Here is a 13908-nt window from a genome sequence, read left to right on the forward strand (position 1 = left end):
AGTAAAACTTTAGATTCAAACTATTTAGATGCTACAGACTATTTATTAGATACTAAAGAATAAGCTAGATGCTACAAACCCGGACTCAATACACAGGAATGTTCTATATGCAGTAGGCTAAACTTAACACGCTTCTTTGCGGGCGTCTAGCGGTCAGTGTGAGAAATCACAACTGCCGCTAAACATACCCTACGGCCTTGAAGTTGCAGCAGTGTGCGACTCTAACTCACCCGAATCACTGACCTAAGTCAGCTTATCGGGATTATGTGCCTCATTAGAAGCTCACCCTACGAGCCAGCGCAAGCGCTGTTCAAATTGGTTTACAACCAATTTGTCGCTCGTTTGCTCCCTTGCTGCAACGCCAATAACTTTAAGTATTAACGGCTAACGCCGCTTACAGATTCGCATCCAAGAATTCTTTAAGCTGCCCCTTAGACAAAGCACCTACCTTGGTTGCCACTACTTCACCGTCACGGAATAACAACAACGTAGGGATACCACGGATACCGTATTTCGGTGCAGTGGCTTGGTTGTCATCAATATTCAATTTAGTGATAGTAAGTCTGCCTTCATACTCTTCAGCAATTTCATCCAAAATCGGAGCAATCATCTTGCACGGACCACACCATTCAGCCCAGAAATCAACCAGAACCAGGCCATCGGCTTCCAGCACTTTAGTGCCGAAGCTTTCGTCACTCAGGTGAATAATTTTATCGCTCATGTTCTACTCCAAAGGATTGTGTCTACCTCGTTGGTGTAGCATTAACCAACAGTAGGATGACTTTATTTCACCGGATACGCTTTCGTAAAGCAATAGTTAGCTGATATTCTACCACACTATGAGCAAAACACACTTGACCGAACAGAAGTTTTCCGACTTCGCCCTGCACCCGTTAGTTATTGAAGCCCTTGAAAACAAAGGGTTTCAGTATTGCACGCCGATACAGGCGTTAGCATTGCCACTCACCCTTTCGGGGCGTGATGTAGCGGGTCAGGCGCAAACAGGAACCGGCAAGACGCTGGCATTCTTAGCGTCTACTTTCCATTATTTGCTTTCTCACCCCGCAGAAGAGGGTCGCCAGACTAATCAGCCGCGCGCATTAATTATGGCACCAACGCGCGAATTAGCCGTGCAAATTCACTCTGATGCAGAATCACTTTCCCAGATAACCGGGCTGAAATTAGGCTTGGCTTATGGCGGCGATGGCTACGATAAACAGCTTAAGGTGCTGGAAAGTGGTGTTGATATTCTGATCGGTACTACTGGTCGTTTAATCGATTACGCAAAACAAAATTATATTAACCTCGGTGCGATTCAGGTTGTGGTCTTGGATGAAGCTGATCGGATGTACGATTTAGGCTTTATTAAAGATATCCGCTGGCTGTTCCGCCGTATGCCTTCTGTTGATAAGCGCTTAAACATGCTGTTCTCTGCCACACTCTCGTACCGGGTACGTGAACTGGCCTTTGAGCAAATGAATAACGCTGAATATGTTGAAGTGGAACCGTTGCAAAAAACCGGCCACCGCATTCAGGAAGAGCTGTTCTACCCTTCAAATGAAGAGAAAATGCGTCTGCTTCAGACGTTAATTGAAGAAGAGTGGCCAGATCGCTGCATTATTTTCGCCAATACCAAACATCGTTGCGAAGAAATCTGGGGCCATTTGGCTGCTGATGGTCACCGTGTCGGTTTGTTGACCGGTGATGTTGCACAGAAAAAACGCCTGCGGATTCTGGAAGATTTCACTAAAGGTGATTTGGATATTTTGGTTGCGACTGATGTTGCCGCCCGTGGCCTACACATTCCACTGGTCACCCATGTCTTCAACTATGACTTACCCGATGACTGTGAAGATTATGTTCACCGCATTGGCCGAACTGGCCGTGCTGGCGAAAGTGGTCATTCCATCAGCCTGGCATGTGAAGAGTATGCGTTAAACTTACCCGCTATTGAGACCTACACTGGCCATAGCATTCCGGTAAGTAAATATAATAGCGATGCGCTATTAACTGATTTACCCGCGCCAAAACGTCTGGCCCGTACTCGCACCGGGAATGGCCCACGCCGTAACTCTGCCCCACGTCGCAGTGGTGCACCACGGAATAACCGTAAGCGACCGAGCTGATAAATGATGCTAAGTTCCACCTCACTTTATGCTGCCATCGATCTTGGCTCCAATAGTTTTCATATGTTGGTGGTACGTGAGGTGGCTGGCAGTATCCAGACGCTGGCCCGAATCAAGCGGAAAGTCCGCTTGGCGGCGGGTCTGGATAGCCAAAACCACCTATCGCAAGAAGCGATGGAACGTGGCTGGCAATGTTTGAAGCTTTTTTCAGAGCGCTTGCAGGACATTCCTTTGAATCAGATTCGCGTGGTCGCAACAGCAACCTTGCGTCTGGCCTCAAATGCTGAAGAATTCCTGCAAACTGCGGCTGAAATCCTCGGTTGTCCGATTCAAGTGATCAGTGGTGAAGAAGAAGCGCGTCTGATTTATCAGGGCGTTGCCCATACTACCGGTGGGCCAGAGCAGCGTTTAGTCGTCGATATTGGCGGTGGCAGCACAGAGCTGGTGACCGGCAATGGCGCTCAGGCAAATATTCTGGTCAGTTTATCAATGGGTTGCGTAACCTGGTTGGAGCGCTACTTCAGTGACCGCAACCTGGCAAAAGACAATTTTGATCGTGCTGAATTAGCCGCTCATGAGATGCTAAAACCTGTCGCACAGCGCTTTCGTGACCATGGCTGGCAAATCTGTGTCGGTGCCTCTGGCACGGTTCAGGCCCTACAAGAAATCATGGTCGCTCAGGGTATGGACGAGCTGATCACCTTAGCCAAATTGCAGCAGCTCAAACAAAGAGCGATTCAATGTGGCAAACTGGAAGAACTGGAAATCCCCGGTTTAACACTGGAACGCGCACTGGTTTTCCCCAGTGGCCTGTCTATCTTAATTGCGATATTCCAGGAGCTGGCGATTGAAAGTATGACGTTAGCCGGCGGCGCACTACGTGAAGGGCTGGTCTATGGCATGCTTCATTTGCCGGTAGAACAAGATGTTCGCAGCCGAACGGTGCGAAATGTACAGCGCCGCTATTTACTGGATACTGAACAAGCCAAACGCGTCAGTAAATTAGCCGATAACTTTTTGCTTCAGGTAGAAAAAGAGTGGCATCTTGATGGCCGATGTCGCGAATTATTGCAAAACGCCTGTTTGATGCACGAAATTGGTCTAAGCATCGATTTTAAACGTGCTCCGCAACATGCCGCTTACCTGATACGCAATCTGGACCTCCCTGGTTTTACTCCCGCGCAAAAACTACTTCTTGCGGCTTTGCTGCAAAATCAGAGTGATACGATCGATCTCTCGCTGTTAAATCAACAAAATGCATTGCCAGTAGATATGGCTCAGCATTTGTGTCGTTTATTGCGTCTGGCGATTATATTCTCCAGCCGTCGCCGGGATGACACACTGCCGGCGGTTAGGCTACGGGCCAATGGCGAGGGACTTTATGTGCTGTTACCTCAGAGCTGGCTGCAACAGCATCCTTACCGCGCAGAAGCATTAGAGCAAGAAAGTCATTGGCAGAGCTATGTTCAGTGGCCGCTATTATTAGAAGAATTGAACTAAATTCTTTGTGGCTGAGCAGCGCCGCATCAGCTTTACTGTGGCTTTTTAGCATTCGCAAGTTGCGCACGAATATTGGCCAGGTGACTCTGGCCTTTTTGCATCCGCTCTTCTGGGCTCACGACTTTGCGCTCATTTTCCCATTTCAAATCATCCTGCGGCAATTCCATCAAAAAGCGGCTTGGTTCTGGCCGAATCAGCTCGCCATACTGCCGCCGTTCTTTGCACAAAGTGAAAAACAGTTCGCGCTGAGCACGGGTGATCCCAACATAGGCCAGCCGCCGCTCTTCATCGACATTATCTTCGTCAATGCTGCTTTGGTGTGGCAGTAAACCCTCTTCCATGCCAACCAAGAACACATACGGAAATTCCAGCCCTTTTGAAGCATGCAAGGTCATCAATTGCACTTGATCCAGCTCCTCATCACTTTCCCCGCGTTCCATCATATCGCGCAGGGTAAAGCGCGTGACAACCTGAGTCAGGGTCATTGGTTCATTCAATTCTGACCCTTCCAGCATTTCGGTCATCCAGCTGAATAATAAATTGACGTTTTTCATCCGCATCTCAGCGGCTTTCGGGCTGGGAGAGGTTTCGAACAGCCAACTCTCATAATCAATGCCGTGGATCAAATCCCGCACTGCCGCCACAGGCTCGCGTTCCACTAACCGAATAATGCTGTCCATCCAATGAGTAAAGCGCTGTAATGACTCCAGCCCACGGCCTTTCAGATGCTCGCCTAGCCCTAAATCAAAACTGGCACGAAACAGGCTTTTATTACGCACATTGGCCCATTCACCCAGCTTTTGAACCGTCGCTGAACCTATCTCGCGCTTTGGGGTATTCACAATGCGTAAGAATGCGCTGTCATCATCCTGATTGGTCAATACCCGCAAGTAAGCCAGTAAGTCTTTGATCTCTGGGCGCGAGAAAAATGAATCGCCGCCGGAGATACGATAAGGTATGCGGTTTTGCATCAGCAGCTTTTCAAACAGCCGTGATTGGTGGTTGCCGCGATACAAAATGGCATAGTCGCTGTATTGCGTTTTTTTCACAAAATGGTGGGCAATAAGTTCACCGACCACTCTTTCAGCTTCATGATCTTCATTATTGGCGGTAATCACTTTGAGCTCATCACCATAACCCAACTCAGAAAAGAGCCTTTTTTCAAAAACATGGGGGTTATTGGCGATCAAAATATTCGCTGCTTTCAGAATTCGGCCCGAAGAGCGGTAGTTCTGCTCCAGCTTGATCACCTGCAACTGGGGGAAATCTTCATTCAGCAAAACTAAGTTCTGTGGCCGTGCACCGCGCCATGAATAGATGGATTGGTCATCATCACCCACCACGGTAAAGCGCGCCCGACTGCCCACCAACAGTTTAACCATTTGGTACTGGCTGGTATTGGTATCCTGGTATTCATCTACTAATAGGTAACGCAGCCGATTTTGCCAACGTTCGCGCACTTCCAGATTGTTTTGCAGCAACAGAGTTGGCAGCGAGATAAGGTCGTCAAAATCTAATACATTGCAAGCTTTTAAATGGGCGTCATATAAGCCATAGCAATGGACGAACAGCTTATCGCGCTCGGATCGCGCCAACGCTGCGGCGGCGGCAGGATCGAGAAGATCATTTTTCCAATTTGAGATCTGGGATATCAGCTGTTGCAGCAACGTTTTATCGTCTTCCAACCACTTGTGGGTCAAATCTTTCAATAAACCCAGTTGGTCTTGCGCATCAAACAGTGAGAAATTGGATTTCATTCCCAGCGCTTTGTACTCTTTTTTGATGATTTCCAACCCCAAAGTATGGAATGTCGCAATCATCAAACCCCGCGCTTCTTTGCGCCCTAAAGTCTGAGCCACACGCTCTTTCATCTCGCGTGCGGCTTTATTAGTAAAGGTTACCGCAGCAATATGCTTTGGCTGATAGCCACATTGGCGGATCAGATGCGCAATCTTATTAGTGATGACTCGGGTTTTGCCCGAACCCGCACCGGCCAACACCAGGCAAGGCCCGGTGACAAATTCGACGGCTTGTTGTTGGCTGGGATTTAATCGCATAGCACTTGGCAGCTCTGTAGGTAAACGGGGGGAACAGGATTGTAGCAGAAAGCGGCCGATGAAAAAAAACCACCTGCCATCTTTTACTCTATGAAACACGTGCTCTATAAAACACGTGATTTGTAAAACGCATGATTTGTAAAACGCAAAGCACGGTGGCCCCATCACGACCAAAATACGTTACACTGGCGCGCTTCAAGGCTCCCTTGAAGATAATCTTCGTTCAAATAACCCTACCCAATAAATTGGTGGTGATTGTTACTATGGCAAACAAAGCTTCTGCACTGCACATTCTGGTTGATGATGAAAAGCAGGCAAACGATATTCTGGCGCAGTTAAATAACGGTGCCAATTTCCAAGAGTTAGCGAAAAAGTTCTCTAACTGCCCGTCAAAACGCAACGGCGGCGATCTGGGTGAGTTCAATAAAGGGGATATGGTTCCAGCATTCGATAAAGCTGTATTCAGCTGCGAACTACTGCAACCTTATGGCCCAGTAAAAACTCAGTTTGGTTATCATATTATTAAAGTTTTATATCGCAATTAAATTAATCATGCGCCACCTGCCGGCGGCGCAAATAATACATTGCTAATATTCCTATTTACCCCCCCACAAGAATGCACATCGAAAAATAATTATTTTCAGAAAACAACATAGATATTATTAGCCATCTGCGCCTAAGTCGTTACATCTATACAAAACACACACTTAACTTTACAAACCATATATTGAATTATATGAATAAATTGCATTTAAATGTTAAAAAAAAGCAGTGATAATGTGATTTATAAATAAAACAACAAGAAAGATCTCATTAGCGACTTTTCAAATAAAATAAAAATACATACAAAACAATAAGTTAAATTCAGTTGAGTGAAAAGTGAATTTCACTGGGAATCTTCCTACAAACATTGGTTTGTTTGTCCTATGTGCGCCCCACGTCACATTCTATATTATTGTCGTCATCAAGTAAGGGACGCAGAGGGAATAAAACCACTGAGTCACTTTAAATGAAAACCTTGTGGAAAGCTGACGAATATAATCGAATGTTATTCGCCATATAGTCATTAACCACTTCATCTTTATTAAGTTAAGTTCTCACTCGCATTTAGATACCAATGAGAATTTAACCCATTTTAAATTATCGCATTGGAGTTTCAAATGAATAAGATTACTTTGGCTATGGCTTTATTCGCAGCATCTACAACTGCTTCAATGGCAGCCAGCAATAATACAATTACTTTCCAAGGTGAAGTCACCGCACAAACTTGTGCTGTGACTGTCAACGGCCTTGATGCAAACCCAATGATACTGTTGCCAACAGTATCAAGCAGCGATTTAGATGCTTCGGGTAAAACCGCCGGTAAGACAACCTTTACTCTGGGTGTATCCGGCTGTGCAGCAAGCGCTGATGATATTGATATCAAAACAGTTTTCGTTGGTAACCAAGTTACAACTAATGGTAACTTACAAAATACCGGCACAGCATCAAATGTTGAGCTTCAATTACTGAAAGATGCCGTCACAACAACAGGTATTGATCTGAATAGTGGTGTAGCACAAGAGGGTATGGTGTTAAAAGCCAACGAAACATCAGCAGAACATGATTTCGCTGTTCAATATTTTGCTACCGGTCAAGCGGGCCCTGGTTCTGTGGTAGCCTCTGTACAATACGCAGTTTCTTACCTGTAATATCAGTATGGTAGGATAGGTTATACTCTGTGTAATTGAAGTTGCGGGTAGGCGCTGTAGCTAACCCCCGCAGCTTCGAACACCAAGGGTATAATACTATTTTGCCGTTCCTTTCAGAGGATATTCCCATCATGTTTAATATAAATAGCTACCGTTATCTGCTTATCCCTTTATTAATTCTTATGGGTATGTCTTTTGCTAATGCCAGCGTAGTCATGAGCGGCAGCCGTATTATATATTCGGCAAGTGAAAAAGAGCACAGTGTCCAATTAACCAATAAAGATAATTTTCCTAATGCTGTCCAGGTCTGGTTAGACAGTGGTGATGCTCAATCAACACCAGAAACGGGTAAAGCCCCGTTTATCGTCACCCCGCCGTTCTTTCGTATTGAAGCAAATGCAGGCCAAACATTACGGCTGAAATATACCGGTAGTGGTTTGCCAACGGACAGGGAATCTGTGTTCTATCTTAATTTCTTACAGGTTCCCCCCGTTAATAAAGCAGAAAAGAATAATAAAATGTTAGTGTTAATGCGTAATCGCATTAAAGTGTTTTATCGGCCCGAAAATATTGCTGGCCGTGTTGACCAAGTTGCTAGCACACTGACTTTTACTGTACGCCAACAAGGTAAAGATGTTGTTGTGACAGGCAAAAATCCAACCGGGTTCTATGCCACCATTGCCAGTGGTGAAGTCGTTGGCGGTGGTAAAAAACTCAAAATGAAATCAGAGATGATTGCTCCAATGTCTCAGGCTCAGTGGATTATCCCAAATTCATCTGCCCCTTCAAATGCTATTGTTAATTTCCTGTTAGTAAATGATTTTGGCGGGCAAGATACCGGTAGTTATAAAATTTAATAATTATAAAATTCAATAGTTATAAAATTCAGTAGTAACTTTCCGGCTAAGGAATATTTATGGGGCTTGCACAAGTCGAACTAAAACAAGTCGTTCTAAAAAAGAATTTTTCTGACCGCAAGAAGTTATTAACGTTGTGCATAACTTTAGTTTTACATGTCGATACTGTTTTGGCGCAGGAAGACCCACAAAATCTCGAATTTGATGAATCTCTCTTTTTAGGCACAAAATTTGCGTCGGGCCTGAACCAGTTGAATAAAGAGAATTCTATTACGCCCGGAAACTACGATGCTGTAGATGTCTTGGTTAATAACACACTATTCAAGCGCACAACGGTTAAGTTTATTAAAAATGCTGATTCATCGGAGGTTTACCCGTGCCTGGATGATGAGTTTTTAACAGCTGCCGGCGTTGAACTATCCAATAAAAATAACACCACGCCTAAAGAACCTAATGCCACTGAGGTAGAATCAGAAGTAGAAGCAGCACCTTCAGATTCTGTGGCTACAGGGCAATGTCTGCCATTATCAGAGCGAGTAAAAGGGGCGTCTTTTCATTTTGATCAGGCCAAACTGCGCTTAGAGCTTTCTATTCCACAATCATTATTACAAAAACGGCCTCGGGGTTATATCGAGCGCGCAGAATGGGAAGAAGGCGAAAAACTCGCATTCGTTAACTACAGCGCTAACTTTTATCGTAGCGACACGCAATCCCAGCAAAATAGCACTTCTGATTACGGTTTTGTTGGCCTAAAAAGTGGCCTCAATCTCGGATTGTGGCAATTACGTCAACAATCAAATGTGCGCTATGCCAGTAATAGCAATAACAGTGATACTCAGTGGAATAATATCCGCACTTATGTGCAGCGTCCTATCGAGCAATTAGATAGCCAATTGACACTGGGTGAAACTTTCACCGATAGCACCTTATTTGGCACCATGTCATTTCGTGGCGCAAAAATGGCAACCGACCAACGTATGTGGCCACAATCAATGCGCGGCTTCGCTCCTGAAGTTCGTGGTGTTGCCACCAGTAATGCCCGAGTGATTATTCGCCAGAATGGGCGTGAAATATATGAAACCAACGTCGCTCCCGGCCCATTTGTTATTAACGATTTGTACAGTACCACCAGCCAGGGTGACCTTAATGTTGAAGTGGTAGAAGCGAATGGCAGCCGCTCGACATTTACTGTGCCTTTCAGTGCGGTACCGGATTCAATGCGCCCAGGCGTGAGCCGTTATAATGCGGTCATTGGGGAATCACGTGATTTCACTAATATTGATAGCTATTTCACTGATTTTACCTATGAGCGTGGGCTGACCAATCAAATAACAGCCAACAGCGGGCTTCGTTTAGCACAAGATTATGCCGCATTACTTGCGGGGGGTGTATTAGGGACGCCAATTGGCGCATTTGGTCTTAATACCACCTATTCCCATGCTAAAGTTGAAGATGATCAAACCCAGAATGGCTGGCGGATGCAGGCAACTTATAGCCAGACATTTAATGAAACCGGCACCACATTCTCATTGGCGGGATATCGCTATTCAACCAAAGGGTATCGTGATTTAAATGATGTGTTCGGTGTGCGTTCAGTGCAAAAAAATGGCGGGACTTGGGATTCATCGACCTATAAGCAGCGCAGCCAATTTACCACCACAATAAACCAAACTTTGGGTGAATATGGTCAATTAGCTGCCTCAGCTTCAACCAGTGATTATTATAACGATACCCAGAGAGATACCCAGTTACAGCTAAGCTATTCAAATAATTATAACGATATCAGCTATAACGTGGCCCTTAGCCGTCAGCGCACAATTTATACTTCCACCCAGTTTGGTTGGGATGTCGATGATACTGATCAGACGGCAACAACAACGCGCTACGGTAATACCGAAAATATCGCTTCATTGACAGTGTCTATTCCACTGAATATTGGCGGCGGGAATCAATATTTATCCATGTCGGCCAACCGTAATCCAAAAAGTGGCAATAGCTATCAGACGGCGTTATCGGGCACCACCGGTGAACGTAATACTTTTAATTACTCAGTCAATGCGGGTTATGACGACAGTAATATCGGTGGCAGTTCAAATAGTTGGGGAGCAAATGTGCAAAAACAATTCCCTAACGCAACCGTCAATGGCAGTTATTCTCGTGGCAATAATTATACCCAATACGGCGCGGGTGCTCGCGGCGCAGCGGTAATACACAGCAAAGGTGTGACACTCGGGCCTTATTTGGGCGAGACCTTCGGGTTAATTGAAGCCGATGGTGCTCAAGGCGCGACAGTGCGAAATGCACAAGGGGCGAGAATTGATAATAATGGTTTTGCTCTGGTGCCGTCATTAACGCCTTATAATTACAATACGGTCGGTTTGGATACCAAAGGCATTAATCGCAATACTGAATTGAAAGAAAATCAGGGCCGGGTTGTTCCTTATGCTGGGGCCGCGGTGAAAGTGAAATTCGAAACTTTGACCGGCTACGCGCTATTAATTCAGACCCAAACAGCGGATGGTGAGGGATTACCACTGGGCGCTGATGTCTTTAACAGTAAAGATGAACTGGTCGGTATGGTGGGTCAGGGGAATCAGATCTATGTGCGAGTGAAAGATAAAAAAGGCTCACTTTATGTTCGCTGGGGTGAAAGTAGCACCGAGCAATGTGAACTCCCTTATGATTTTGCTAGCCAAGATACTGAGCAAGATATTATCAATATAACAGGCAGTTGCCGCCGTTAACCATTATGAGAAAAATAATGTTAAGACCAACAGAGCAGTTAATATCTTGCGAAGTTTCACGGCCAACAATGCCTGTTAATTCCCGTCGCCCGCGCATTGTGGCGGGAGTGATGTTGCTTATCGGGCTATTTAGCACTTCAGCATGGTCAGCTTGTACCCGAATTACGGCACAAAGTCAGATTAGTGTCGGTGATGGCACCGCAGGTGCATGGTCTGGCTCTCAGGATAACAATAATGGGTCACTCGGCTTACCCGGTGTGATTGACCTCAGTACCGCCGCCAGCTTTCAGCCTGATGGAACATTATTAGCTGCGGCCACATCTGAATTTACCACCTTTGCACTGAATAGCGGTTATGACCCTGAGCGGGTGCTGTTTCGTTGCGCCGCGGCTGATGTTGACCAACTCTTTGAAATGTATGCTACTAATGGAGACAGCACTCATGCTGGCATGAATGAAGATGGGGCGATTGCTGGCAATGTTCCCTCTGGTTATGCCACCTATGTGCGTAATGTTGTTATCCGGTTTACCAATCTGTCTACAGGGCAGTATTACTCTCGCTTCTGGAAAGGCCGCCGCCTAACCGAGCTTGATAAGGACAGCACCGGGCGGATTTTAGTCAAAGCAAAAAACTTTAGTAATATCTATACTGAGCTATTTCGTATCGACTATTCCCGTACTGGGAATAACAACGATGCGACTTATGCCTATACTCATACACAACCAAATGCCTATATCTCTTTTAAAGGCCCCGGCCTTTCCGGCCCTGCTGAAGGCGCTGATTCTCTCTCAAACTACCAAGGTTGGGCCGCTAACTGGCCAGCCTCTATTGGTTTACGTGGTTATGTGACTTTCCGGCGCACCGCCATTTGTGCGGTGACTCATTTTACCCCAACGGTAATATTGCCCCGAATTTCTGTCGCAGAATTGAATAATGGCGCGAGCAGTTCGGCTGAATTTAATGTGGATTTCCAGTGCCAGACCGGCGTTGTCTCCGGCGTCACTGCGGGTCGGGTGGCCATGGGCTTCCTGGTGCCAGCAGGGAATGCCGCTAAAGCCCAAGCATTGGGATTAATGAATGGCAACGGCGGTATTAGTCATTTAGTATCAGATAATTATGGTGCAGCCGGAATGGCAAATGGTGTTGGGATTCGTATTTACCGTAATAATAATCCAATTTATCTGCTATCGAAGAATGTAACTCAAACCGGTAATAATGCTGGCTGGTATGGCATCTTTGAAGGTGCGCAAGAAGGCACCACCCCGGTGACTGGGGGGAGTAATTTCACTGAGAACTTTCGGGCTGAGTTAAGTAAAATCAGCGGGCAAACTGTGATGGCAGGAGCAGTGAATGCGCATGCGCAAGTGGTTATCCGGGTTCAATAATCCGCGTTTCAAACGCAAAATCAGTGGGTTGCTATTATTACTGATCATGGCCTGTAGTGTGCCAGCCACGGCCAGTGTGATGGCCGAAAGAACCCGTATTATCTTCAGTGAGGGCAACACAGAAGAATCACTGCAACTGGTCAACAGTAATAACTACCCGGTGGCTGTGCAGGTGTGGGTGGATGATGGTGATTTGATGGCGACACCGGAGAAGGCGATTTCGCCAGTGCTGGTGTTACCGCCATTGTTTCGCTTACAACCCCAAGCCCAACGCAGCTTACGTTTAATTTTATCGGGGGCCAGTAAATTACCGCTGGATAGAGAGTCTGCATTTTGGCTCAATGTTTACGAAATCCCCCCAAAAGCAACACCTAAAGCCGATGATGAATCTTCCGTTACACTGGCTTTGCGCATGCAATATAAAGTGTTTTATCGCCCTAAAAACTTACCCGCACCGGCGGATACTGTCAGTAAAGCATTAACTTTTGCTTTAGAACGTAACGGCGATACCGCCGTGGTAAGAGTGGATAACCCGACACCTTATTATGCCTCACTCAGCGCCCTCACATTAGGTAGCGCTGAAGGCTTGCCGGATATGGTCGCCCCCTTCTCTAAACTGAATTTTCCACTCAATCGTTCACCACTGGCGGGCAGCAAAACCGTTGATTTTGTCTTAGTCGATGATTTAGGCAACAGTAAGGGTTTTAGTAGCAATCTAAAATAAAGCACGCTGATGGGAATGTCAGTTTGCTGGGTTAGCCAAAAACAGAGTCGATTTACGGCTCTGTAGCCTTGCCATTTATTTAAATTTGGGAAAATACATTAATTGAAGTTATAAAAAGAGATGTTCTTGAACATAATATAGGCCAATAGCTATTAATTCTGAGAGTTCTAAGGGTTTATAGTCTGACTGCCTTATTATAGTGACTTCCTTCTCTGACATTAGATACAACTGAAAGGTTGCCCAATAAACTTTAGCCTCACCCTGCACCATTAAATGTTATTATATTTACAAAATATAGAAATCATTACACCTGCATTTCCAGTGAAATATCAGATTGTGTTATACAGCCTTCAATAAAACTTTCAGCGACTTGTAATTGACGTCTAATTTCCCGTTCATTACATTTTTTTAATCGGGCAATAGAAGCTTTCGATTGCCCGTAAACATAATGACGGAGGATAAGCTCTAATTCTTTTTCTCGCGAGGCTCGCTGTAAATTCCCTATCGTTTTATCAATGGCTAATCCATCATTATCGCAACAGGATTCAGCCATTTTATTTCTAGTTTCCACTCCCTTAAATCCACTAGCAATATGAGGATAATCCAGCTGAGAATGCTCTCTCGCCCAAACACCCCAGCGGGTCAAGACAGTTTGAATGTCACTCATTAATCATCTCCTTTTTATATTTCAATACCTTTTTATTTAATTAATATCATTCACAAAAAAAGACCTCACTAATTAGCGAGGTCTATTTATATATAATGAAAATTTTTTATATTAATAAGATTGAGAAGCAATAGGCATGTCTATAATGTGTTTAACC

Annotated in this window: 11 protein-coding genes; 8 read left to right on the plus strand and 3 right to left on the minus strand. The window is 45.3% G+C overall.

Going from position 1 to position 13908, the window contains the following annotated elements; genetic code table 11:
- Positions 1-394 precede the first annotated feature (394 nt).
- Complete coding sequence (trxA, locus tag FTA91_RS18605) at positions 395-721, minus strand: thioredoxin TrxA (protein WP_004393133.1); 327 nt, start codon at positions 719-721, stop codon at positions 395-397.
- A 118-nt stretch (positions 722-839) separates the two neighbouring features.
- On the opposite strand from trxA, the gene rhlB reads away from it, so the two are divergent.
- Together rhlB and ppx are read left to right on the plus strand one after the other, a co-directional pair.
- Positions 840-2126 carry an ATP-dependent RNA helicase RhlB gene (rhlB, locus tag FTA91_RS18610; RefSeq protein ID WP_004393131.1) on the plus strand — a complete coding sequence of 429 codons (1287 nt, stop codon included), beginning with the start codon at positions 840-842 and terminating at the stop codon, positions 2124-2126.
- A 6-nt stretch (positions 2127-2132) separates the two neighbouring features.
- On the plus strand, positions 2133-3626 hold the full coding sequence (ppx, locus tag FTA91_RS18615; RefSeq protein ID WP_050115276.1) for an exopolyphosphatase: 1494 nt from the start codon (positions 2133-2135) through the stop codon (positions 3624-3626).
- 32 nt (positions 3627-3658) lie between these two features.
- Here the strand turns inward: ppx and rep are convergent, their stop codons facing one another.
- The gene (gene rep, locus FTA91_RS18620) at positions 3659-5683 is read right to left on the minus strand and encodes a DNA helicase Rep (RefSeq protein ID WP_050115253.1); all 2025 of its coding nucleotides are present in this window, start codon (positions 5681-5683) and stop codon (positions 3659-3661) included.
- Between the two features lie 263 nt (positions 5684-5946).
- Between rep and ppiC the strand changes: the two genes are divergently transcribed.
- From ppiC to FTA91_RS18650, 6 genes are all read left to right on the plus strand, one after another.
- Positions 5947-6228 (plus strand): peptidylprolyl isomerase PpiC, encoded by a 282-nt coding sequence (gene ppiC / locus FTA91_RS18625; protein ID WP_004704164.1) that lies wholly within the window; start codon positions 5947-5949, stop codon positions 6226-6228.
- A gap of 615 nt (positions 6229-6843) precedes the next feature.
- Positions 6844-7374: a fimbrial protein gene (locus FTA91_RS18630; protein ID WP_050115256.1), complete on the plus strand. Its 531-nt coding sequence runs from the start codon at positions 6844-6846 to the stop codon at positions 7372-7374.
- A 131-nt stretch (positions 7375-7505) separates the two neighbouring features.
- Positions 7506-8231 (plus strand): fimbrial biogenesis chaperone, encoded by a 726-nt coding sequence (locus FTA91_RS18635; RefSeq protein ID WP_050115258.1) that lies wholly within the window; start codon positions 7506-7508, stop codon positions 8229-8231.
- Positions 8232-8290: 59 nt separating this feature from the next.
- Complete coding sequence (locus tag FTA91_RS18640; protein ID WP_050115260.1) at positions 8291-10975, plus strand: fimbria/pilus outer membrane usher protein; 2685 nt, start codon at positions 8291-8293, stop codon at positions 10973-10975.
- A 68-nt stretch (positions 10976-11043) separates the two neighbouring features.
- Positions 11044-12360, plus strand: coding sequence for a fimbrial usher protein StbD (stbD, locus tag FTA91_RS18645; protein WP_227507667.1), 1317 nt, complete (start codon positions 11044-11046; stop codon positions 12358-12360).
- A complete protein-coding gene (locus FTA91_RS18650) occupies positions 12326-13084 on the plus strand; it encodes a fimbrial biogenesis chaperone (protein WP_050115263.1) in 759 nt (252 codons plus the stop codon). Before stbD ends, FTA91_RS18650 begins: the two co-directional genes overlap by 35 nt.
- Positions 13085-13388: 304 nt before the next feature.
- Here the strand turns inward: FTA91_RS18650 and FTA91_RS18655 are convergent, their stop codons facing one another.
- A complete protein-coding gene (locus tag FTA91_RS18655; protein WP_050115264.1) occupies positions 13389-13751 on the minus strand; it encodes an antiterminator Q family protein in 363 nt (120 codons plus the stop codon).
- Positions 13752-13908 lie beyond the last annotated feature (157 nt).

This window comes from Yersinia thracica (genome assembly GCF_902170565.1).
Classification (GTDB): Bacteria; Pseudomonadota; Gammaproteobacteria; order Enterobacterales; family Enterobacteriaceae; genus Yersinia; species Yersinia thracica.

Coding starts and splice junctions, on each gene's coding strand:
- rhlB (WP_004393131.1), top strand. CDS start 840: ATGAGCAAAACACACTTGACCGAACAGAAGTTTTCCGACTTCGCCCTG.
- rep (WP_050115253.1), bottom strand. CDS start 5,683: ATGCGATTAAATCCCAGCCAACAACAAGCCGTCGAATTTGTCACCGGG.
- FTA91_RS18635 (WP_050115258.1), top strand. CDS start 7,506: ATGTTTAATATAAATAGCTACCGTTATCTGCTTATCCCTTTATTAATT.
- FTA91_RS18655 (WP_050115264.1), bottom strand. CDS start 13,751: ATGAGTGACATTCAAACTGTCTTGACCCGCTGGGGTGTTTGGGCGAGA.
- ppiC (WP_004704164.1), top strand. CDS start 5,947: ATGGCAAACAAAGCTTCTGCACTGCACATTCTGGTTGATGATGAAAAG.
- FTA91_RS18640 (WP_050115260.1), top strand. CDS start 8,291: ATGGGGCTTGCACAAGTCGAACTAAAACAAGTCGTTCTAAAAAAGAAT.
- ppx (WP_050115276.1), top strand. CDS start 2,133: ATGCTAAGTTCCACCTCACTTTATGCTGCCATCGATCTTGGCTCCAAT.
- trxA (WP_004393133.1), bottom strand. CDS start 721: ATGAGCGATAAAATTATTCACCTGAGTGACGAAAGCTTCGGCACTAAA.
- FTA91_RS18650 (WP_050115263.1), top strand. CDS start 12,326: ATGCGCATGCGCAAGTGGTTATCCGGGTTCAATAATCCGCGTTTCAAA.
- FTA91_RS18630 (WP_050115256.1), top strand. CDS start 6,844: ATGAATAAGATTACTTTGGCTATGGCTTTATTCGCAGCATCTACAACT.
- stbD (WP_227507667.1), top strand. CDS start 11,044: ATGCCTGTTAATTCCCGTCGCCCGCGCATTGTGGCGGGAGTGATGTTG.